This is a genomic window from Pseudomonas sp. P4_B4 (assembly GCF_056402255.1).
The window spans coordinates 84,448-105,886 of record NZ_JBFUHS010000026.1 but is presented as its reverse complement, the minus strand read 5'-3'; the positions used below and the strand labels follow the sequence as shown (position 1 = coordinate 105,886).

The 21,439-nt window shown below is 61.3% G+C and carries 15 protein-coding genes and 1 pseudogene; 2 read left to right on the top strand and 14 right to left on the bottom strand.

The features are described from left to right. The 11 genes and pseudogenes from AC1DVE_RS23895 to AC1DVE_RS23845 all read right to left on the bottom strand — a co-directional run. Positions 1–1,184: pseudogene (locus AC1DVE_RS23895) on the bottom strand (hypothetical protein); the annotation flags it as partial. 173 nt (positions 1,185–1,357) lie between these two features. Further along, positions 1,358–3,763, bottom strand: a complete 2,406-nt coding sequence (locus AC1DVE_RS23890) for a type VI secretion system Vgr family protein (RefSeq protein WP_477784257.1) — start codon at positions 3,761–3,763, stop codon at positions 1,358–1,360. Beyond that, the gene (tssH, locus tag AC1DVE_RS23885) at positions 3,760–6,402 is read right to left on the bottom strand and encodes a type VI secretion system ATPase TssH (protein ID WP_223543593.1); all 2,643 of its coding nucleotides are present in this window, start codon (positions 6,400–6,402) and stop codon (positions 3,760–3,762) included. Before tssH ends, AC1DVE_RS23890 begins: the two co-directional genes overlap by 4 nt. Positions 6,403–6,551: 149 nt before the next feature. Beyond that, complete coding sequence (tssD, locus tag AC1DVE_RS23880; RefSeq protein ID WP_223456692.1) at positions 6,552–7,046, bottom strand: type VI secretion system tube protein TssD; 495 nt, start codon at positions 7,044–7,046, stop codon at positions 6,552–6,554. A gap of 19 nt (positions 7,047–7,065) precedes the next feature. Next, positions 7,066–8,799, bottom strand: a complete 1,734-nt coding sequence (locus AC1DVE_RS23875) for an OmpA family protein (protein ID WP_223456690.1) — start codon at positions 8,797–8,799, stop codon at positions 7,066–7,068. Positions 8,800–8,808: 9 nt separating this feature from the next. Further along, positions 8,809–9,486, bottom strand: coding sequence for a type VI secretion system protein TssL, short form (gene tssL, locus AC1DVE_RS23870; RefSeq protein ID WP_223456689.1), 678 nt, complete (start codon positions 9,484–9,486; stop codon positions 8,809–8,811). Beyond that, positions 9,483–10,838, bottom strand: a complete 1,356-nt coding sequence (tssK, locus tag AC1DVE_RS23865) for a type VI secretion system baseplate subunit TssK (RefSeq protein WP_046042391.1) — start codon at positions 10,836–10,838, stop codon at positions 9,483–9,485. The genes tssL and tssK overlap by 4 nt, the downstream gene beginning before the upstream one ends. 41 nt (positions 10,839–10,879) lie before the next feature. Beyond that, complete coding sequence (gene tssC, locus AC1DVE_RS23860; protein WP_223534800.1) at positions 10,880–12,418, bottom strand: type VI secretion system contractile sheath large subunit; 1,539 nt, start codon at positions 12,416–12,418, stop codon at positions 10,880–10,882. A gap of 34 nt (positions 12,419–12,452) precedes the next feature. Beyond that, positions 12,453–12,956, bottom strand: coding sequence for a type VI secretion system contractile sheath small subunit (gene tssB, locus AC1DVE_RS23855; protein WP_046042394.1), 504 nt, complete (start codon positions 12,954–12,956; stop codon positions 12,453–12,455). Between the two features lie 491 nt (positions 12,957–13,447). After that, the gene (ppk2, locus tag AC1DVE_RS23850; RefSeq protein ID WP_046042395.1) at positions 13,448–14,266 is read right to left on the bottom strand and encodes a polyphosphate kinase 2; all 819 of its coding nucleotides are present in this window, start codon (positions 14,264–14,266) and stop codon (positions 13,448–13,450) included. 58 nt (positions 14,267–14,324) lie between these two features. Continuing rightward, positions 14,325–16,046, bottom strand: a complete 1,722-nt coding sequence (locus AC1DVE_RS23845; protein WP_223456675.1) for a SulP family inorganic anion transporter — start codon at positions 16,044–16,046, stop codon at positions 14,325–14,327. Between the two features lie 323 nt (positions 16,047–16,369). Here AC1DVE_RS23845 and AC1DVE_RS23840 point away from each other — a divergent pair, with 323 nt between their 5' ends. Further along, positions 16,370–16,822 (top strand): hypothetical protein, encoded by a 453-nt coding sequence (locus tag AC1DVE_RS23840; protein ID WP_046042397.1) that lies wholly within the window; start codon positions 16,370–16,372, stop codon positions 16,820–16,822. A gap of 279 nt (positions 16,823–17,101) precedes the next feature. Further along, a complete protein-coding gene (locus tag AC1DVE_RS23835) occupies positions 17,102–18,049 on the top strand; it encodes an AraC family transcriptional regulator (RefSeq protein ID WP_477784256.1) in 948 nt (315 codons plus the stop codon). Positions 18,050–18,100: 51 nt separating this feature from the next. Here the strand turns inward: AC1DVE_RS23835 and AC1DVE_RS23830 are convergent, their stop codons facing one another. The 3 genes from AC1DVE_RS23830 to AC1DVE_RS23820 form a co-directional block, all read right to left on the bottom strand. Next, positions 18,101–20,020 (bottom strand): tyrosine-protein phosphatase, encoded by a 1,920-nt coding sequence (locus tag AC1DVE_RS23830; protein ID WP_223543623.1) that lies wholly within the window; start codon positions 20,018–20,020, stop codon positions 18,101–18,103. A gap of 249 nt (positions 20,021–20,269) precedes the next feature. After that, positions 20,270–20,779: a hypothetical protein gene (locus AC1DVE_RS23825; RefSeq protein WP_223456669.1), complete on the bottom strand. Its 510-nt coding sequence runs from the start codon at positions 20,777–20,779 to the stop codon at positions 20,270–20,272. A 101-nt stretch (positions 20,780–20,880) separates the two neighbouring features. Next, the gene (locus AC1DVE_RS23820; RefSeq protein WP_223456667.1) at positions 20,881–21,330 is read right to left on the bottom strand and encodes an anti-virulence regulator CigR family protein; all 450 of its coding nucleotides are present in this window, start codon (positions 21,328–21,330) and stop codon (positions 20,881–20,883) included. Between the last annotated feature and the right edge of the window lie 109 nt (positions 21,331–21,439).

Genomic DNA, 21,439 nt, shown 5'->3' with positions numbered 1-21,439 from the left:
GTGCTGAGTGGGCTGGAGGCACTCGCCATCTGCAGGCGGGCGGCAGTGGCATTGTCTTCATGAGTCACCACGGCCGTGCCCTTGGCCAGCTTCAGCCAGGTCTTGTCTTTATCTGGCAGGCGCTGAGCCCAGGCACGACTGGCCTCGATGAAAATATCGACGTCATCGCCACTGAACACTTCCAGGTGCAGTTTCTCTTCCGGGTGCTCGGCACGGCATTCGTGATATCGACCGATATGGCCTATCAGATTCCCGGCCTTGATCGGTAGCGGGTGGTCGAGCACCACCACCTGATCTGTCAGCGCTGCTGGCTCTCCCTGCAGCGACGCGGCCAGCACGTATTGGCTGATGCTTTCCAGCTTGCGAAACTCGCCTTCACCACTGATGGTGATTTCCGTTCCTTGCCTCAAATGGAGCAAATCACGACCGTTGAGATCGAAGCGGGACCGAACATTCATGTGGTCACCGGAAGAACTGACCCGATAGGTCGCACCGCTGACGTGGTCCAGGTTGCGGAAGGCAACATAGCCTTGCAGAGAGCCATCGGCGTTACGCAGTGAAGCCGGGCCCCGGGAGTGTTCCAGCTTGCGGTATTTGCCCTCGCCACTGACCACCACTGGCGTGCCGGGTGGCAGCAGGTCGAGGTCAAGCATATGACCGCCTTCAGCCGGCTTGGTCAGCACTATCAACCCTTTGGGTGTCGAGGTGCCTACGCGAGTGTCGGAGACGTCCGCTCTGACCCTTAGATTACGTTCTGGCCAAAAGGCCGGACGTTGCAGCGCAACGTCTGCTTCATAACTCGCCCAATCCCGCAGGTGCATGTACAGGCTGTAGAACGTCAGGCCGGGTGGGGTTTCCTGACTGCCTTCGATTTTCGGCGGCTGAAGGCGATGGCGCACCAGCACGAAGTTGCGCGAGAACGGTTTCTCTACGGACTGTTTGTTGACGATGTAGGGCGTGGTCGGCGAATGGGTGTCGATGCGGTAGGCCACCACTTCACCGTCGGCCAGGCAATGCACGCTGGATTGATCCAGGGGACCGGCAGTGCCGCTGTCAAAATGCACGCCGCCGTGCCAGAGGCCGTTTCGACCCAAGGGGTAGTAGCCCGCCGCTGCGTTGGCCATGTGGGTCAGCTGCCGCAGCGGATCGCGCTTGTCCTTGAACGGATGGCTCCAGTTTTTCAACGCTTGCAGTGCTTCACTCTCCGGCTCTGGCGGTGGGGTTGCTTGAGTCGGCCGTGGCTGAGCGGGAAGAGCGGGGGCCTCTGATTGTGGGTGGCGGTCAAACGCCTGGGTCCCAAAAAACCAAACAAGTAAATCGCGCATGATGTTTTTTCACTCCTTGAATGGCACAGGGGTCAGCCCGAGAAATCCGTAAGCCCCAAGGACTCGTGGTCGTGCTCGGTCAATGGGGATAGCAGTGGTATTTCCAGTATTTGTTTGGCTGCACCGCTGTACTCGAAGTGCGCCGCCTTGACCTTGTGATCCCCCGCCGTGCCCGATTCGATGCCGCTCGCTTCTAGGCTGAGGTAGCTGCCACCGCCGTTGAGGACGATCCTCTTCTTTGCCGTGATGTGGATTTCGTCTTCGGTGCTGGTGATGTCCAGACCATGCCGGGCAATCAGTTCCAGGCGATCGTTCTGCGCCTGCACGCTCACCGGGCCCTGGTTGGCGATCAGCTTGATGCCGAGCTTGCGCACGAACAGGCTCAGGCCCTGGCCGACGCCGATGAACAGGCGCTTGACCACGCTGAGGTTGGCTTCACCGCCGGCGTTGAGCATCAGGTTTTTCTCGGCGGCCAGTTGCAGGTGCTGGCCGCTGGTCAGGGCGATGCCTTGCGGGGCGCTGAGCAGCAGGACCTGGGACTTGAGCTGTTCCAGATCCTGGCGCAGCAGGTTCAGTTGCGCGGCCACGTCCGCCGGTTCGGCTTTGGCGGCCTGCGCGTCAGTGGAGAGCTGTTGCAGCTGTTCACCGGCCTGTTGCAGGCGGGCCACGGCGGCGTCCATGTCGAGCACCGGCCCTTGCGCCTTGGCTTGCGCATCGGCACTGATGAACACGCCCTTCCCTGCACGCAAACTGCCCCAATCATCCGTACGCAGCTCAAACCCTTCCCCCCGCTTCTTCCGCTGGCCATCCACCAGATGCCCCAGATTCAGCTGACTCTTGCCGCCATACTCGGTGCTGAGCTTGACGTGCTCCTGCCCCCGCGTGTCATCCATGCGCAGCTTGTTGTTGGCCGGCGTGCGCAGCACGTTGCGGTGGTCGTTGCGCTGGGTCACCAGGTCCGGGTGCTGGTCGTCGTGCAGGGCGTGGGCGATGTAGGGGCGGTCCGGGTCGCCCTGCTCGAAAGCGATGGCGACTTCGGTGCCAGCGATCAGCGGCAGGTGCAGGCCGTAGGTGTCGCCGGCGTAGGCGCGGGCCTGGCGCAGCCATTTGCTTTCGCGGCCGGCGGGCCAGGTGTCGCGGTCGAAGAGGAACTTGACCCGGTAGCGCCCTTGCATATCGATTTCGGTGTACAGGGGGTTGCTCTGGGGGTGGGTGATGCGTGCCGGCAGGGTGCCGGCGATTTGTGGTTTGGGCGGSACCTCKGGSCGRAARCACAGGCGCAASGCGTAGGGCATGGCCTCGAAATCGCAGGTCAGGCTGCGGTCGCGGGCGGCGCGSGTGGTGATYTTTGTGATCACCACGCGGGAGGCGAAGGCCTTGGGGGCGTCGCCGCTGATGGTCAGGACCTGACCCGGGGCCAGGGTGGCGCTGCTGCTGGTGCCGCTGAGGTGGGTCTGGTTGTTGAGGTAGCGTTCGTGGCGCAGGCGCGCATAGAAAAAGCCGCTTTCGCTTTGCAGGTCTTCGTCGCGCAGGTGGGACTTGCCGAGCACGCGGTAGGGTTCGGCGTAGTGGTAGGCGTCGCCGTAGGTGTTGTCGGCGACGCCGCGGATCGTGGCCACGCCGTGGGTGGTGGGCTCGCCGAGGGTCTGGTCGACCTCGCCGTCGAGGTAGGCGCGGCTGTCCTCGGGGTGATAGGCGCGCACGCTAACTTGCTGTTCCACCACCTTATGCCGGGTTTGCAGGGCCCAGACGCTGTCCTCGACGCTGTTGCTGAAGCCCGAGGGCGAGCGCAGCGGCAGCTCGACGTCGAACTGGTAGCAGCGCTGGTCGTCGCAGAACTCAACAACGTCGAAGGCGAGCTCTTCGTGCTGGATGCAGCGGTACCAGATGCCGACGTCGGCCAGSAKSCGGCTGATGAAGGCCAGGTCGCTTTCCTGGTACTGCATYACCTGCTCGCGCTGCGGGTACTCGCGCTTGAGGTTGAAGCGRAAGTGCCCGGTGTYCAGRCCGTGGCGGTCGCGCAGAATGCTTTTGACGATGTCTGGCACGGACTGGTGCTGATAGATCCGCGTYTGCTGGCCGCGATCGAGCAGGGCCAGGCGCGGTTGCAGGRTGACTTCGTAGCGGGCTTCGTCGATTGAGCCGGACAGGCGCTGGCAGGCGGTRATGCGGCCATAGACGGTGCGCAGGGGCTTGGGCGGTYTGGGTACTTCCCAAGAGGCCACGCGCAGGGTCGAGGGGTCGGCGAACAGGYTGAATTCGGCGTACTGGCCGATGAATTTTTCCGCGCCGATGTCGAGGTCGCTGGCGGTGAATTCGATGCGGTAGAGGTAGGGTTGGCTAAGGTGCTCATGGCCCTCGAAGGCGAGGACGTCGAGGTGGGTGTCGAGCTGGTCGATCTTGAGTGTGTGGCGGTTGCGGCCGAAGACAGGGTTCATGCTCGGCCCTCAGGTGCAACGACTGAAGGTCCGTCGGTGAATTGCAGCGTGATGCCCTCCTCTTCACTAAAGCCCAGGGTCACGCCAAGGGTTTTGTATTTGGCGGCCTGACGCTGCAGCAGCTGTTGGCTGAGGACCGGCAGAATCTGCTGGTTGAGCAGGCTGTCGATGTTGCGCGCACCGGTGTCGGGCAGCAGGCAGGCGGCGACCAATGCATCGTGCAGGCCATCCTCAATCAGGCAGGCCAGGCCGTAATGGCTGTGCAGGCGACTGGCGACCTTGGCAAGTTTCAGGGCGACGATATGCTTGAGCGCGTCGGCCAGCAGCGGGCGGTAGATCAGGGTCTGGAAGCGGGCGAGCAACGCCGGCTGGAAGTGCTCGCGCAGCAGCGGTCGCAGCCATTCGTGCAAGTCGCTGTCGCTGGCTTCGGGCTGTTCGCGCAGACCGTTTTGCAGCTCATCGCTGCCAAGGTTGGAGGTCATCAGGATGACAGTGTTGCGGAAGTCGATTTCGCGTCCTTCGCCATCACGCATGAAGCCGCGGTCGAACACCTGGTAGAACAGGTTGAGCACGTCGCGGTGGGCCTTTTCCACTTCATCCAGCAGCACCACGCTATAGGGCCGCTGGCGCACCGCTTCGGTGAGCACGCCGCCCTGGCCGTAACCGACGTAACCCGGTGGCGAGCCCTTGAGCTGGCTGACGGTGTGGGCTTCCTGGTACTCGGACAGGTTGAGGGTGATCAGGGATTTTTCGCCACCGAACAGGCAGTCCGCCAGCGCCAGGGCGGTTTCGGTCTTGCCGACGCCGCTGGTGCCCACCAACAGGAATACCCCCAACGGCGCCTGCTCTTCGGTCAAGCCGGTCTTGGCTGCGCGCAGGTGCTGGGCCAAGGCACCGAGGGCAGATTCCTGGCCAATCACCCGCTCGCCGAGTTGCCATTCCAGAGTCAGCAGGCTGGCTTGTTCGTCCTTGAGCAAACTGCCCAGGGGCACGCCGGTCCAGTCGGCGATGACTTCCGCAACACTGCGTGCATCGACGTCCAGGGACAGCATTGGCTGGCTGCCCTGGGCCCGCAGCAATTGCTCCTGCAGTTTCGCGCAGAGGTCGCTGCGGGCCGGTTCGGCCTGACGCGCATCGAGCAATTGTCGGGTCAGGTCAAGTTCATAGCGGTACTGGCACAGCAAGTCGTCCTGCTGTTGTTGCATCTCGACCTGCTGCCCGGCGATCAGCGTCAATCGTTCGCTCAAGTCGCTGCCATTGAGTTGCACATCCTGTTCCAGTGCGCGCCGCTCCAGCTCCAGCGCGGCATGCCGGGCCTTGAGCCGCACCAGTGCCTGGGGCTCGCAGTCGAGGCTCATGCGCACCCGCGCGCTGGCGGTGTCGAGCAGGTCGACGGCCTTGTCCGGCAGCTGGCGGCCCGTGAGGTAGCGCCGCGACAGGCTGACCGCGGCCTGCACCGCCGCGTCCTGAATGTGCACGCCGTGATGGCTGGCGTAACGCGCCTTGAGGCCACGCAGCATCAGGCAGGCGCTGGCATCGTCCGGCTCGTCGACCTTGACCATCTGAAAGCGCCGCTCCAGGGCGGCATCGCGCTCGAAGTACTGTTTGTATTCGCTCCAGGTGGTCGCGGCGATGGTGCGCAATTCGCCTCGCGCGAGGGCCGGCTTGAGCAGATTCGCCGCATCCGCCCCGCCCGCCTGGTTACCGGCGCCGATCAGGGTGTGAGCCTCGTCGATGAACAGCAGCACCGGGTTGGCCGACTGCTGCACGGCGTCGATGACGTTTTTCAGGCGTTGTTCGAATTCGCCTTTTACCCCGGCGCCTGCTTGCAGCAGGCCAAGGTCCAGGGTGCGCACGCTGACTGCCTTGAGGCTGTCGGGCACGTTGCCATCGGCAATGCGCAGGGCCAGGCCTTCGACCAGCGCGGTCTTGCCGACGCCGGGCTCGCCGACGAGGATCGGGTTGTTCTTGCGCCGCCGGCTGAGGATGTCGATGACCTGGCGGATTTCATCGTCACGCCCGAACACCGGGTCGATCTGCCCGGACTTCGCCTTGGCTGTGATGTCCTGAGTGAATTTGTCGAGCACCGCTTGCATGGCATCGTGGCTGGCGCCAACCTGGAGTGGAGTCACCATGGGTTGATCCAGTGCCTTGTCCTGCTGTACCTGTGATCGTTCCTCGGAGTGCTGATCGAGCAACGTATCCAATTGCTGCAACTGAGTCGAACTGAGACTCAGCAATGGCAAGGCCGCTTCGCACGCCAACAGCTCCGGATTTTCCAGCAAGGCGCCGAGCAGGTGGACGGAACGCACGCTGTCATGGCCGTCCAGGGACGCTCGCAGCCAGGCGTTCTCGATCAGCTTGTGCAACCGGCCGCACAACTGCGGCTTGCCCTGCACGCTGCGCGGCAGCATGTCGAGATGGTCGAGCAAGCCGCGCCACAGCACATCCATGTCCCACTCATGGCGACGCGCGATAAGGGTCAGGTCGCCCTCGCCCAGCTCCAGCAACTTGAGCAGCCAGTGTTCGATGCTGATCCGTCCATGGGCTCGGCTTTGACACAGAGACGCCGCCGCGCTGAGCGCCTGGGCGCAATAAGGGTTGAGGCGACGAAGCAGGCGCGTGGAGGTGTGGGTCATGGCGATACGTCCTTGTGCTGAAGGTTCAGCGGGTGGTCGATTTTGGCGATACAGAGGGCGGGATGGGCTGGGTTGAACGTCCATGAACGGACGCTCAACCCAGCCCACCGGAACCAGCAGGCTGAGGCCTGCCTGCTGGCTGTTCAGGGTTATGAGGTCTGACGTGTATCCCACTTATCGTCGTGGATCAGGTTCCCCTCAACGAAGGTCCATTCGATCTCCCGGTAAGCCAGCTGAATTTCTTCCATGGGGTAAATATTCTGTGAGGCCGGGTCTTTGAAGTTGTCGGTTTTCGCCTGGATGCTCACCACCCTGACGTCTTTCAGCACGACACGGTAATACTCGACTTCTTGCACCTCACCTTTGCTGCTGTCGTACCACCTGAACGTAGCCTCCATCAGTTCCTTGTTGTCGGAGAGCGCCTTGAGCAGAAGGGTGCTGGAGGAATCGAGTGCCTTGGTAAATACAAACGGTGTATGGACCCGCAAGCCGGATGCTTTGCCGCTACTGGGGTCATAAGGGAGGGTCAGGCCATGTTGCTGGGAAAGCACTTCGATGCTGCCCTCCCGTCCATGCACGGTCACCGAACCTTTGATTTCCTTGCCCTCTTTATCTTTCAGCCAGGCGTAAATGGGATTTGCCATATCAAGCTCCTTTTTCAGTTCACAGTTGCCGCGCTTGCGACAGGGGTTTTACGTCGGCCCCGGCCGTGGGTAGCGCGCAGGCCCCCGCTTCCGGCACCAGACGGATATCGACGCGACGGTTGGCCTGACGCCCCGCCTCGGTGTCATTGCTCGCGATCGGCTGGCTCTTGCCAAAGCCCTGCACCGCGAAACAGCTGTCGGGGATGCCGCCCATGCGTTGCATCCAGTCACGTACCGCTGCCGCACGGGCGCGGGATAACTGCAGATTGTGTTCGTCGCTGCCCACGGCATCGGTGTGCCCGGCGATGACGATCAGCCAGCCAGGTTGGGCCTTGATGCCGACCAAGGCATCGATCAGCACCCTGGTTGATTCGGGCTTGAGCCGGGCGCTGGCACTGCTGAACAGCGACAGACTGTCCAGGCGCACCGTTCGCGCGGTACGTGCCACCAGCGGGCGGGTCGACGGTTGCTTGTGATCGGCGATGGTCGTCAACACCCGGTCACGCAGGCGCTCGCCGTGATACAGACCAAAACCCAGAGCCATGGGGACGCCCAGGCGGTAGTACGAGTCCAGTCGCACCGCGTCCTCGCGCAGCACGTTCAACGCATCTTCACGCGGGGCGAACTCGGGTTGCCCAGGACGCGCCGTCGGCTCGATGGCTGTGTAGCGCCGCAGGTCGTCGCTGACCTGACGCAGCAGCAAGGTGTTCTGCCAGCCCGAGCTGGTAAGGGCGACAACGGCAGCGAAGGTGAACAGCCAAACCGCTGTCACGATTGCGCCACGCCGCGGCGAACGTTGTGCCTGCCGGGGTAGTAGAGTCAGTAAAGGATCAGGAAACGGCAGCGGTTCCCCCGTTGCTTGTACAGCGACATCGGCGTCCATCAGCGCGGTCTTGTCCCGCTGCCATTGCCGCCACAAGTTGCCGGCCACATGCCCGGGCAGAGTCGGTACCAAAGTGCAGGCCCACACCAGCGGCAGGCCGGCAGGCTGGCGACCGTCACGGCGGGTGAAGTGCGCCAGGACATATTCATCCAGCCACTCGGCGGCAGTGTTGATCTGAATACCGGCCTGCAATCGTTGAGTGCGGACTGCACTCTGGGCGGATTGCCGATACCAGTCGCTCTGGCTGAAGCTGGCCCCGGCCTGCAGAATGTTGCAGTGCTCCTGGCCTGCGCCCCAGCTGAACCAGGCCCCTTTGGCTGCCGGGGACTGCAAATAGCTGACCAGCATCAATGGCAACGTGAAGCCACGCTTGCGCGTCAGCGCGACCTGATGATTGAAGGTGTGCACCTGCCCGGCCAATACCGCAACATTGGTGTGCTCGCCCGGGTTGACGACAAACATCACACTGAGCTGTCCGCCCCACTGGGGACGCAAGGTCATGATGCTGTCGACCAGCCCCGGCAGCTGTTCCACACGGGAGACCCGCAAGTAACATCCCTGCTCGGTCAAGCGCTGCGCAGGATGATCGGCGCCCGCCTCGCCAAACAGGCCGGACAGGCCGTCGCCACAGACCAGCACCACAGGATGGCGGTAGTTCGCCGGTGGCATTGCGAAATCATCGAGCGAACCGGGCAGGTCCCGTTGCAGCGCTGCCTGACGCACTGCCCGGCCCCACGCCAGCGCAACACTGCCGACAACGATCAAGACCCCGACCACACGCGTCCATCCGCCAAGCGGGATGATCGCCAGCAGCATCAAGGCCAGCGCCCCTGCCCACAGCCAGAGCCCTTGTTTGAGTTTGAGCGTCATTGGCTCACCTCAGGCTGCTGCGGACAATAGCGTCGCCACAAGACTACCCAACCACTGATCGAGCCCGTACCAGACACCGACCAGCAACAGGCCGGCTACCAGGGCATTGACCAGGGGCGAGCGCAGGCCCGGGCTCACCGTAAGGCCTCGACCGCCGCTGACCGTTGCGGTCGACCGCCGATGCAATTGCAAAGGGGCGACCCGTTCATTCAGGGTGGTCAACAGTTGCTCGCGCTCCGGATCATTGATATCGGCATAAAGACCCTTGAAGCCCAGGGTCAATACCCGTTGGAACGCAGTCAACACAAGCGGATCCGCTGCGGGTTCGCGCAGCACCTCACGCATGTCCTCATAAAGGAACACCCCGGCCTGATGGCGATTGAAAAACTTCGTTTGCAAGGGTTCGCTGGCCCAGCGCGAATGGGCATTGTCGCGGGTGAGGTTGAGCATGGTTTCATCCAGCAACGCGCATTGCGCATGGCTGATATGGTCGATGCTGCGTTGCGCCAGGCCGGCCTCTTCGAGAGACTGGCGAACGCGCTCAACCTGCTGCACGCACAGCGCTTTGACTTCATCGCTGTTCTGCGCCGACGCCCCCTGCCGCAACTCGACCACCAGCAGATAGCTGTCCTGCAGCAATGCGTCGATATCAACCGCGTCGTGTTTTTTCGTTTCGATCAGGTTCATGCACGTAGTACCGCGAACAGTTCAAGTTTGACGTCGGCCAGGGTGCTCGGGACGTAGAAGGCACAAACGCCCTGAGCCAGAATGGCTTTGCCCTTGACATGGTTGAGGTCGAGGGCGAAGTACTGGTTTTCCAGGCGCAGGGGAATGGCCGCCGGCACATGGCTGAGGGACTGCAACGGCACGCCGTCGAGGGCGGCGTTGACCAGTTGATCGACTTCGTCCGGTGTACCGATCTTGCACAGGCGCGGGAACTGGCTCTGCAGTTGCACCGCTGGCAGGCGGCAACGCACCGACAGGTAGAAGTCGGCGCTGTCTGGCTCGCGCAGTCGATGGTCATCGAGGCGCACCTGCCAGCGATTGGCCGAACTTTCTTCAAGGTCCAGGGCAATGACCCGCGAAGGCAGGCTGGCCTCCAGCAAGGTGGAAATCATGCGCAAAAGTGGCGGGAACACACTTTCCAGGTCTTCGTGGCGGTAAGGCGGAATCTGCTCGACATCGTGTTCGAGGGAAAAGGTCAGCAGGCTGCCGGCCAGTTTCGTCAACTCCAGATAGACCTGCTCGGGAGGTCGCGCAGGCCAGGCCTTGAGATCGGCCAACACCGGCTGGTAAGTGTTCAAGGCATTGAGCAGCCAGAACAATGACACGTCGGCAACGGCGAAGTCGGCCATGCGTTGATTGCTTTCGCGGCGCATGCCCATCAGTCGCTGGCGTTTGGAGGACAGCTGGCTCAACAGGTTATCCAATTGCGTCAGCAACCCCGGGTGCGCGGCGAAACTGAGCAACGGCGGAATGTAATCGGGGTCAAGGCTCCAGGCGCCCTGCCCGTCGCGCATCAACCGTGCGATGGGACAGGTCAGGTAATCGCCGTTCTCGTCGTGCTCGAAGCGCAGGCTCAGCACCTGTTCCAGCACGCCGACCGATTGCACCTCATCGGTGTAGATGTCCTGCACCCGTCGCCAGTCCTGGCGATATCGGGTAGGCCGATCCCCTTGCCCGCCATCGAACAGGCAGTTGTTGCCATTGGCCTGCTCCAGCGGCAGGGCCAGCAGCAAGGTAGCTGTCTGGCTGTCACCGGTCTGCAGGCGCGACAGGTCGAGACCGGGGGGCAGCCGATCCACTTGATCGCTGTCGATCAGGGTACCGTCCGGCATCCGCAGATTGAGCCGGGTGGCCTTGAGCGTGCCCAGGCGCAGAGCTTCCAGGTCGAAGGCGACACTGCGAACGCCCCAAGGGTGCACCAGGCACAGACGAGCCAGGCACTCGTTGGCCCAGGCCTCCCAGCGCGCCTGCTGCTGGAATTGCTGTGGGGACAGCAATGCCCCCGCGGCCCACAAGGGGCGGTCGATTTTCATGAGGTCGTATCCCTACGAAGTGGCGTGGGTGTGAGCAGGAATCAGGCTTTCGCCTTGGGCATCTGCGAAACCAGCGACAGGTTGACGTCCATGCCTTCCACCTGGAAATGCGGCACGGCATACAACTTGACGCGGAAGAAACCCGGGTTGTCCTCGATGTCTTCGACGGTGACCCGGCCAGCCCGCAACGGGTGCGAAGCCTGCAGCGAGTCGCCCGGATCGTTCATCTCGGTGACCAGCCCGCTGACCCACTTGTTCAACTCCAGCTCCAACAAACGGCGATCCTTGGTGGTGCCGATGTTTTCGCGCTGGATCAGCTTCAGGTAATGGGCAATGCGTGACAGCAGGAAGATGTACGGCAGGCGCGCATTGATCCGGCTGTTGGCGGAGGCCTCCGGGGTGTCGTACAACGCCGGCTTCTGCGTGGAGTTGGCCGAGAAGAAGCACGCATAGTCACGGTTCTTGTAGTACGACAGCGGGATGAAACCGAGGTTGGCGAACTCGAACTCGCGAGTTTCCGGAATCATCACTTCCGAAGGAATCTTCACCTGATTGCCAGTGCCCAGATCGTACAAGTGGATCGGCAGGTCGGTGACCGCGCCGCCAGACTGCGGACCGCGGATCTGCACGCACCAGCCGTTGGCGATGAAACTCTTGACCATGTTGGCCGCGAAGGCGAACGAGGCGTTTGTCCACAGGTACTTGTCGTGGTCCGGCCCCTTGACGCTTTCGACGTAGTTGAAGCTGCGCACCGGAACGGTGTCCGGGCCATAAGGCAGACGGCCCAGCACACGGGGCATGAGCAAACCGATGTATCGCGCATCATCGCTGTCGCGGAACGCTTTCCACTTGAGGTATTCGGCACGGTCAAAGTAGTTGCCGATGTCTTTGATGGCGGCCACTTCTTCCATAGAGCGCTTGCCAAAAAAGGCTGGGCCGACGGAGCCAATGAAAGGCATGTGCGCTGCTGCCGAGACTTTGGAAATACTGCGCAGCAAGGCAATGTCTTGCGGGCTGCGGTCGAATTCGAAGTTGGAAATGGCAGCGGCGATCGGCTCACCGCCCGGTGTGTCGTACTCCTGGGTGTAGGTATGCATGTACAGACCGCTTTGCGCGATCTCTGGTGCATCCTCGAAATCCTGGACCAGGTGATCCTTGCTGATATCCAGCAATTCGATCCGCACGTTCTGGCGGAAATCGGTCTGATCGATCAACGATTTCACACCGCGCCAGGTGGACTCGACCCGCTGGAAATCCGGGTGATGCATCACAGCGTCCAATTGGCGGCTGATTTGCGCATCCAGCGATGCGATATGTTCATCCAGCAGTGTCCTGTCCAGACGCCGGACCTTGCGCGAAGACTGCTTTATCAACTTCAGGAAAACACTGACCGCAGCGGTAACACGCTCATCGACAGAAACGTCCGACAGTGCCTCGGAGCTTTGAAACATTTCAATCTCGCCCAACGCTTTTACCGGATTGAGATTGATCTTGCCAAACAGTGCGCCATACACACCCTGGCTTTCTTCAGGCAACACCGTAGTGCCACGCGATTGCATGTGAGAATGTTCGATAGACATTGTGAAAACTTCCTTTTAAACAGACCGAGGTTAATTAACGAACGGCTTGCGGAGCCAATGCAGCCAACTCGCCTCGCAGTTCGTCAGTCAGTGCCTCGTCCATGAGGATTCGCTCCAGCTCCAGACGAAACCTGGCATTGTCCAGAAGGTTGGACTTGAGGTCGCGCAGCAGGTTGCGCATTGCCAGCAGTGCGCGCAGCTGCGGAATTTGCCGGGCCACCTGCTCTGGCTCGAAATCCTTCATGCTCTGGAAACCCAGAACGACCTCCGCGTCGCTGGCATCCTCCACCAGGGTATTGGCCACCGCCAGCTTGAGCTCGGGAGAAAATTCGGCCAGTACGCTATCGAAGTTGTTCTTGTCGATGGCGACTTTGCTTCTCTCGGATAAAGGGCGCTGTTCCTTGCCGTTACTGTAGTCACCCATCACCATCAACTTGAGCGGCAATTCGGTTTTTTTCTGGGCATCGCCAGTATGCAAATCGAGTTTGATGTTGATTCGTGCCTTTGGCACTTCGTTTTGAAAACTACCAGAAGCCATAAATCCTCCTTGGATATTTGTAACTGCATGCACAGTTACAAATAATCAACTACAAAAATCTGGTTCAGCCATTGCATTGACATATCCAGATAAACTAACAGCCATCGTTCTCGATCTTTTCTCGACCGCAAAAAAATGAACCTTTTGAAGTGAAACTGCAATCAATGAAACAAAAGCTTAAAACTTTCCGGAGGCAATGGTGAACTATCGTACGAAGTCATTCTACCCACGACAAACATATAAAGACCGAACGTACACCGCGCTGGGAACTTACTCTCACTATAAAAAGCAATTTCCCTACGCTATTTAAGAAGTTTCCTACAAATAGCTTATTGGCGTGCTTTGAAGGCGACTCAATGCAGTCGGAGTGAAACCAGTCGATACGGTTTTCCAGGAAAACCAGGGGTGGGGTGGGGTGGGGTGGGGTGGAATGTCATGACTGCCTGCGCCCGGTCCAGAACCGGGAACAGGCAGCACAGACCAGGCAGACTTCAGAATTTCTCTGCGATGTACTTGAACGGATAGTTCGGATCCCGATAGTTGCCGGGACTTTGGCGCTTGGGCAGCTTCACTTTCGCCCGCCGTACTTCTTCATAAGGAATACTGTTCAGCACATCGCTGATGATGTTCAGTCGCGCCCGTCGCTTGTCATTCGAGTTGGCGACCCGCCACGGGGCGAATTCGGTGTCGGTGGCCTCGAACATATCGTCCCGGGCACGGGAGTAGTCGTACCAGCGGTTATAGGACTTGAGGTCCATGGGCGACAGCTTCCAGATCTTGCGCCCGTCGGTGATACGCTCCTTGAGGCGTCGGGTCTGTTCTTCCTGGCTCACTTCAAGCCAGTATTTGATCAGGATGATTCCCGATTCCACCAGTGCCTGCTCGACGCGCGGCACCACGGTGAGAAAATTGCGCACTTGTTCTTCGCTGCAAAAGCCCATGACCCGCTCCACACCGGCGCGGTTGTACCAGCTGCGATCGAAGATCACCACTTCACCGGCCGCCGGCAGGTGCGGCAGATAACGCTGCACATACATCTGGCTTTTTTCCCGCTCGGTCGGCGCCGGCAACGCCATTACCCGGAACACCCGCGGACTGACCCGTTCGGTGAGCGCCTTGATGGTCCCGCCCTTGCCGGCGCCATCACGGCCCTCGAAGATGATGCAGACCTTGGCGCCCGTGTGCTGCACCCACTCCTGCAACTTGACCATCTCGACATGCAGCTGCGCCAGCTCCTCGAGATACACTTTGTTCTTGAGCTTGCCGCTTTCAACCGGTTTGCTTTTGCTTGCCGCCTTCTTCTTCGCCATGCCCGTTAACTCCTTCAATGCGTCACATAGCGTCCGGAGCGCCCCCGGCCGCGTTCATTCAGCGTCGACTGCGCTGATAATGTTCAACCGCCAGTTCCAGGTTCAGGAACATGCGCGCCTCGCCCAGCGCATGGCCCAGGGGTGCCTTGATGACCATTTCCCATACGCTCGGGCTCATGCCCACCAGCCACAATGAAATGCCTTTTTCCTGCAGTCGCTGTTCCGCCCCGGTGAGCATTTTCAGCGCGGTGTATTCCAGGTCGAACACGCTGCGCAGGTCCAGGACCACGACCTTGGGGTTCGCCACGTCAATCAGCGGCCGGATCTTGTCGGCGATGCGCTCGGCATTGGCGAAGAACACCCGCCCTTCGGGCCTGAGCAACAGCAACCCGTCAAAGTGTTCGTCATCGATGTGCTCGGCGGACTGCGGTCGGTACACATTGGTGCCAGGCTTGCGTCCCAGGACATGCACGGGCGGGTCCGAGACCTGATAGGCCAGGGCCAGCAACGAGACGATGATCGCCACGACGATCCCTTGCAGCGTGCCCAGCAGTATCACGCCGATCATGGCCACCACGGCCCAGGCAAATTCGGTACGGCGAACCGACAGGATCTCGCGAAATTCCGCCGGCTCGATCAGGCCCACCGAATACACGATCACCACGGCAGCGAGCGTGGCGTTGGGCATCAGGCCAATAAGCGGTGCCAGCAGCAGGCACGTGCCCAGTGCCAGTGCGGCGGTGACCAGTGCGGCCAGTTGCGAACGGGCGCCGGCCAGGCGGTTCACCGCCGTCTGGGTGGTCCCGCCACCGGCGACCATGGCCCCGAGAAACGCACCGCCGATGTTGGCAACGCCCGTGGCCAGCAGCTCCCGGTTCGGTTGTGGCGCGGGCTCGTCACTGCGGGCAAACGCGCGCCCCGCCGCGATGGTTTCGGTGAAACTCATCAGCGCGATACCCATCGCCGAGGACCACAGGGTCTCGGCCATCGACCATACCGGCAGGGTCGGCGCGGGCAACCCGATCGGCACCACGCCGACGGCGGACACACCAAAGCGCTCCAGACCAAACAGGCTCATGCCGATGATGCCAAGCGCCACCGCAATCAAAGGCGCTGGCAGTCGTGGTGTAAAACGCTTCATTCCCACCAGCAGCAGGACCATGAACACGCCGACCGCCACGGTCGGCAGCGAGGCATGGCCGACGCTCTGGACCGTGGCCACCAGGTTGTGCAGGAAGCCGCCTTTGTCGATGTGCGTGCCCAACAGTTTGGGCAACTGGTCGAGCACGATGACCACCCCGATGCCGGCCTTGAAACCCACCAGCACCGGCTCGGAAATGAAATTGGCGACGAAACCCAGGCGCAAGAGCCCGGCGACGATCAGGATCGCACCCACCATCAGGGCCAGCGTGGCGGAAGCCGCGAGCAAGGTCGCCGCATCGCCACCGGGGCTGATCTGGCCCAGCGCGGAGCCGGCGAGAATGGCCAGGGTGGTCGTGGTGCTGACGCTAAGCGGGCGCGACGTGCCGAGCACGGCATAGATCACCATCGGCACCAGCACCGTGTACAGCCCGACCTGCACCGGAAGGCCGGCAATAGTGGCGTACGCCAGCGCCTTTGGAATGACCACGGCCGCTGCCGTCAGCCCGGCGACCACATCGCCTCGCAGCCAGTCTGGCCGGTAGCTGCCGAGCCACTCCGGGATCAACAGGCTGCGCAAGGTTCCCCGCTGTGGGGTGCCTGGAATCCGCTCTTGCGGATGGCTGCCTTGTTGATTCATCAGTCACTCCAGTGGCAAATCGTCCCGTGCGGATGATGAGTGGGCTCAACTGACCGCACAATCCGTTAACTGCACGCATAACCATTGCAAACCTTCATCGGCATCGAAGCGCGTGTGCCAGCAAGCAATCCACGCAGACTCGACCAGTTACAAATGTAGCCGGTTTGCACGGCTACGCCGCCACATGGCTGGCGAAGGAGACAGACGCCCCACCATCACCACTAAAAAATGGAAAGCCTTATATGGACGACGTCATGAAAGCAATAAATGAGCTATACCCGCTAATTCCCCCCATTGCAGTTCTTCAACTCAGGAGTTTGGCAATGAAGCTCAGAACCTCACTGGCCGCACTCATGGTTGCGGCAAGCCTTTTCGGCTGCACCACTTCATCGACCCACGGTGTGAACGTCAACCTGGTCGCCACCCGGCAAAACGCCGGCCAGATCGGCACCGTCACCTTGACCGACTGGGACAAGAAAACCGGGCTCAGTTTCTTCATCAGCGGTGCTCCAATGGGGGTTACCCTGCCCCTGCGTCTTTACTCCTTCATCAATAACGGCAGCTGCGAGCAACCCGGGTCAGTCGCCTACGCGATGAACGACACCGTCAACACCGAACGCCAACCCGTACGCGGCTGGTCCTTTACCAGAACCGCGCCTGTGCCCTTGCAAACCCTGGTTGACGGCAAGTATTCGGTGGTCGTGCGAACGGCTTCGACCGATGGCAACGTCGATATCTTTTGCGGGGATATCAAGGCAACAGAGCCGGTGAAATAGCCGCGGCCGATTCAGGTCGGCCCCCGCCCCGGTACCGCTCGTGCCACCGGTTGTCCGGTGCGAGCGGTGGCGTCGGGTGAACGGAAACGGGGCTGGCGGCGGCAACCGGTAACAAACCTGTCATTACTCACTGATAACGTCCAAGCGCTTTCCCGAACCGCATCCGCTCGATCTCCGATCGCCAGCGCCCCGCACCAGGGCTTTGCCCATCCGCTCAAGGTGACACTTCCGGTGTACGCAAGCACGACGCGCAAGCAAATCATCATCAGGTCCAACGACATGAGCTGCGACGACTTTGGCGCGTTGTTCTCGAACCTGTTCGGCAACCTTTATTCCGACTCTGCGCCGCCGCCGAAAAACATCATCATCGGCGGGGTCTACGGCAGGCACGAAGGTGTCAGTTTTCGTCGCATGCACTATCGCGGTGACTTCACGGTGGCTTTTCCCGCCCCCCTTGATGAAATCACCTTCGTCATTCCCACCGCCGGCAAGATCATCTTCAACCACGTCACCGAGTCGGTCGGCTTCGCGCAGATCGGCCTGGCGATCGACAAGGCCGAGGTTCGCTCGGCGCGCTTTGTCGACAACCACGCACAGCACGGGATTTCGATCAGCCGCCGGCTGATCACCGAGCGCTTGTCGACGCTGCTGGGCAAACCTATCCTGCAAAAAGTCTGTTTTGAGCCCGTGGTGGATCTGAGCGTACCAGCCTTGCAGGGCATCAAGGCGCTGGTGGACCTGGCCACCGGAACCGAGTTCGACCTGCTGATCAACACAGGTTCGCTGATGCCTTCGCGCCTTCGCGAAATGCTGGTCGATGCGGTACTGGAAGCCTGGCCGCACAACTTCACCGAAGCTCTTCAGCGCCCTTCCCCACTGATAGCGCCACGGCATGTGAAGCTGGCCGTCGAGTACATCCAGGAGCACCCCGACCACCTGGCCAGCGGCACCGAGCTGGCGCAATTGACCAACGTCAGCCTGCGCGCATTGCAGGAAGGTTTTCAGCGTTTCATGGGCACCTCGATCGTTGCTTATCAGCGCCAGGTCCGCCTGGAGCGCGCCTTTGCCGCGCTGTCCCAAGGGGTGTCGCCGTCGGTGACAGACGTGGCCTTGCAACTTGGCTTCAGCAATGTCGGCCGGTTTTGCCAGTATTTCCAGAGTGCCTACGGCATCAGCCCCGCAGACGTGAGAAAGGGCCTGCAAACGCGGCCGATAGCGACCAATTGAGACATTGTGGGAGCGAGCAAGCTCGCTCCCACAAATTGCCTTAACTGATCGTCAGAACAGATAACTGGCCTTCAGCCCGCCATTGAAGCCGTGGCTGTCGCCGCCACCGCTGGCGCCGACTTCTGCCCCTACGCTCCACGGCCCAAGGTTGGCCATGACGTTGACGCCACCGGTGAACTGGTCACGGTTGTCGAAGGCGGCTTGCTGTTCAATGTCCAGGCCCAGCAGTTGCCCTTCGCTGTCGACTTCATGGTCGCCCAATACATGTTCGTAGCCCACTTGCACACCCGGCACCACTTGCCAGGCACCGAGGCCGACAGGTGCAAAGGATGCGTTGAGGTTGGCCACCGCGCTCTTGCGGGTCTGGTGGATGCCGTCGACGTCCAGGGCCAGTTCGCTGCCTTTTTCCTGGAAGCCCGACAGGTTGACGTGGCTGATCCGCACGCCGAGGCTCGGTTCGAGGGTCACGCCGTTCACCGGCACACGGTAACCCAAGGCCAGGGTCGCACCGGTGAGGTTGCCATGGCTGTCGCCCTTGGCCGTGCCCAGACCGCCGCCGAGTTCGCGCTTGCTCTCGTAATCGAGATAGCCGGCGCTGGCATTGGCATCCACAAATAGGCCGCGCTCCAGACCGTTCGGTGCAAAGCGAGTACCCACGCTGAAGAAGGTCAGGTCGGTATCGGCCTCGCCTCCTGCGCCACCGACATTGCCACTGCTGTAGCCGAAGCCGGCATGGGCGCTGAGCTGTTCGGAAAAGCGCTGGGTCAGGCCAATCATCATGCCCTGGCTATGCTCGTTGCTGCTGGAGGCCTGGGACGAACCGTCGGTGCCCAGATACCCCGCCAGGGCGGTGCTCCACAGGCGATATTGCCCGGCCTTGAGGTCGATGCCGCTGGTGAACGGCGCGCCAGCCTGTTCGATCATCGCGCCCTGACGCAGCAGGTAGCTGGCAGCGTCGGCGTGCACCTGACCGCCGACGGTGGACTCGACGCCCCCGAGGCTGCGGGCATCGATGGCCGACTGCAGGTAGTAGTTGTAGGCACTGTAGGTGCCCGACAGGTTGCTGTTCTGCAGTTGTTGCAACAACTGCGCGCCGGCCGCGGCGTTGCCGGCCAGGTCCGCCGCGCCCGGCAAGCTGTTGTAGAACACCATCTTGCCGCGCAGCACGTAGATGGTTTCCTGGGACAAGCCGAGGCCTTGCTTGAGGTAGTTGTCCATCGTGCCATATTGCGCGGTCACCTGGTCCAGGCCGGCTTGCAGGTAACTGGCCTCCACACCGATCAGCGGCCCATAGATGGTCGCCAGGCTCGGTGGCAACGCCGCCAGGGTCGCCTTGATACGCGCGGCGGTGTAGTCGTTGGTCGCCAGGTAGTTGCTCATGATGGTGGCATCATCGACCCCGGCGATGCTTTGCAGCACAGCGGCAGTCCAGCCCGTGCGGTCCTTGCCGGCCGTGCAATGGAACAGCGCGGCGCCGTCGACCGCGGCCAGTTCATTGAACAGCTGGTTGAACTCACTGCGCATCCCCCCGTTCCGGACGAAATCACGGTTGGTGTCCTGCATCATGGCGGTGGCTTCGGCGGCGCTGTGGAACGCGATGTTGGTGACGTTCGCACCCGACGTGGAACCGCCGATGATGTCGATGTTGGTGTACGTCGCGCCCGTGAGCACCTTGTCGGGCGTGGCGGCGATCTCGCTGGGCGTGCGCAGGTCGTAGACCGCCTTGATGCCCAGGCCGTTGAGGGTCGCCAGATCCGCCGCCGACGGCGTCAGCGCGTTGGAGCGGTAAAACACCCCGCCACGCATGGTGCCGTCATTGGCCGTGGTGTACGCGGTGGTGAGACCGGCGACATCGCGCAAGTTGTCGATGCTCTTCAGGCGTGGGGTGTTGAGGGGGACAGTCTCGGCAGCCTGGGCGGCAGCGATGGACAGGCTCAAAACAGACAGCGAACACACAAGTCGTTGGAACACAGTGCAGCCTCATTGAAATCGCGTTGGGCTGACTAATATCTACATTGAAATGGCGCTGAACATGACAAATCGCCCGCGTACGCAAATCACTGCGCGATGTGTCCAGGTGGCTCGTTTTCTGTCCGTGTAATGCCTGTTGTGCTGGCGGGAAACGAGATGCGCGGTGGTCGCTGATCAATTTCCAAGTATAAAAAAACCCGCCTTGCAGCGGGTTTTTTGCTTTTCAGAAACCGATCTGTCGTCGCGAACTCAATGGGTTTTTTTCGAGGTCGACAGCCCGGCTTTACTCAAGCCTTTGGTGTTGTGCTCACCTGGCGTCGAGGCCGAAATGGCCCTGGCCTTGGAGATGCCGCGAGTATCCTTGGAATGGGCGATGCCTGAGGTCGTGGTGCCATGACCGTTATCATCATTGCGCTCACTACCGTAGTGGTTCCCGCTCAGGCCATGGTCGCGAACGGATTTGCCAGCATGGTCGCTGTCCAGCCCGTTGCCGCGGCCGTTACTGCCGGAGTGGCCTGTGCCGGCGTGTCCGCCACCCATACCACCGCCGTGGCCTGCGCCGTTTCCACCACCGTTTCCGCCGCCGTTCCCACCGCCATTTCCACCGCCGCCACCGCCGCCGTTTCCGCCGCCGCCGCCACCGCCGTCTTTCGCGTATGCGGAACCCATGATCGACAGGCCATCAGGGAGTAACGGGGCGGCTGCAAGCATCATGGCGCATGACATTACAGCAACGAGACTCTTGTTTTTAAAAAGCATGATTGCTTCCGTAGGAGGTTGATATCGCGTGACGTATGACGCGATATCTCCCCAACAGTTCAAGCACCACGACAAACGGCTGGAAGGCTGCCATTCACACGTCAATCAAACGCACCGTCGAGAATTTCATAGACAAGCCCGGTGGCCAGCGCAACCAGGATCAGATCCGTGCCGACTTGCTGCCATTCGTAGCCATCATAGTGGGGTAGCCTGCCGACCAGTCGGCCATCCAGTTTTTTGGCAATGCCGGGTGGAAGTGGCTTGCCTCGGGCAAGGTTCTTTTGAATACCCGGTGGCAAATCAGGCCCGGGGCTCCAGTAGCCCGTATTCACGCCAATGATCTCGAGCACGCTGCCACGGTTGATGCTCGGGCCGTTGCTCCAGTCCCCGCCGCCGCCGGAATTCTTGTTCTTGTTGCCATGACCACCTTGGTTGCCATGGTTGACCTTCCCGTTGCCCTGGCCGTTACCGGGATCGGCCAGCGCCGTCACCGAGCCGCTGATCAGGGTCAAACAGGTGATTGCTGCAATCAATGATCGAGACTTGTACATGAGTCGTTCCTTCGTGGTGGGGAAGATTCTCTGAAATTTAGACGCTATTGACGGTGTTGGTTCCATCGAGTCACCCACCGCCAAACCGTCTACGCTCATCCGATCGAAG

What these genes read in the sequence shown, in the direction of transcription:
- AC1DVE_RS23835 (WP_477784256.1), top strand. Translation starts at nt 17,102, where the DNA reads ATGAGCTGCGACGACTTTGGCGCGTTGTTCTCGAACCTGTTCGGCAAC.
- AC1DVE_RS23845 (WP_223456675.1), bottom strand. Translation starts at nt 16,046, where the DNA reads ATGAATCAACAAGGCAGCCATCCGCAAGAGCGGATTCCAGGCACCCCA.
- tssK (WP_046042391.1), bottom strand. Translation starts at nt 10,838, where the DNA reads ATGAAAATCGACCGCCCCTTGTGGGCCGCGGGGGCATTGCTGTCCCCA.
- tssD (WP_223456692.1), bottom strand. Translation starts at nt 7,046, where the DNA reads ATGGCAAATCCCATTTACGCCTGGCTGAAAGATAAAGAGGGCAAGGAA.
- tssL (WP_223456689.1), bottom strand. Translation starts at nt 9,486, where the DNA reads ATGAACCTGATCGAAACGAAAAAACACGACGCGGTTGATATCGACGCA.
- AC1DVE_RS23820 (WP_223456667.1), bottom strand. Translation starts at nt 21,330, where the DNA reads ATGTACAAGTCTCGATCATTGATTGCAGCAATCACCTGTTTGACCCTG.
- AC1DVE_RS23825 (WP_223456669.1), bottom strand. Translation starts at nt 20,779, where the DNA reads ATGCTTTTTAAAAACAAGAGTCTCGTTGCTGTAATGTCATGCGCCATG.
- AC1DVE_RS23840 (WP_046042397.1), top strand. Translation starts at nt 16,370, where the DNA reads ATGAAGCTCAGAACCTCACTGGCCGCACTCATGGTTGCGGCAAGCCTT.
- tssC (WP_223534800.1), bottom strand. Translation starts at nt 12,418, where the DNA reads ATGTCTATCGAACATTCTCACATGCAATCGCGTGGCACTACGGTGTTG.
- ppk2 (WP_046042395.1), bottom strand. Translation starts at nt 14,266, where the DNA reads ATGGCGAAGAAGAAGGCGGCAAGCAAAAGCAAACCGGTTGAAAGCGGC.
- tssH (WP_223543593.1), bottom strand. Translation starts at nt 6,402, where the DNA reads ATGACCCACACCTCCACGCGCCTGCTTCGTCGCCTCAACCCTTATTGC.
- tssB (WP_046042394.1), bottom strand. Translation starts at nt 12,956, where the DNA reads ATGGCTTCTGGTAGTTTTCAAAACGAAGTGCCAAAGGCACGAATCAAC.
- AC1DVE_RS23875 (WP_223456690.1), bottom strand. Translation starts at nt 8,799, where the DNA reads ATGACGCTCAAACTCAAACAAGGGCTCTGGCTGTGGGCAGGGGCGCTG.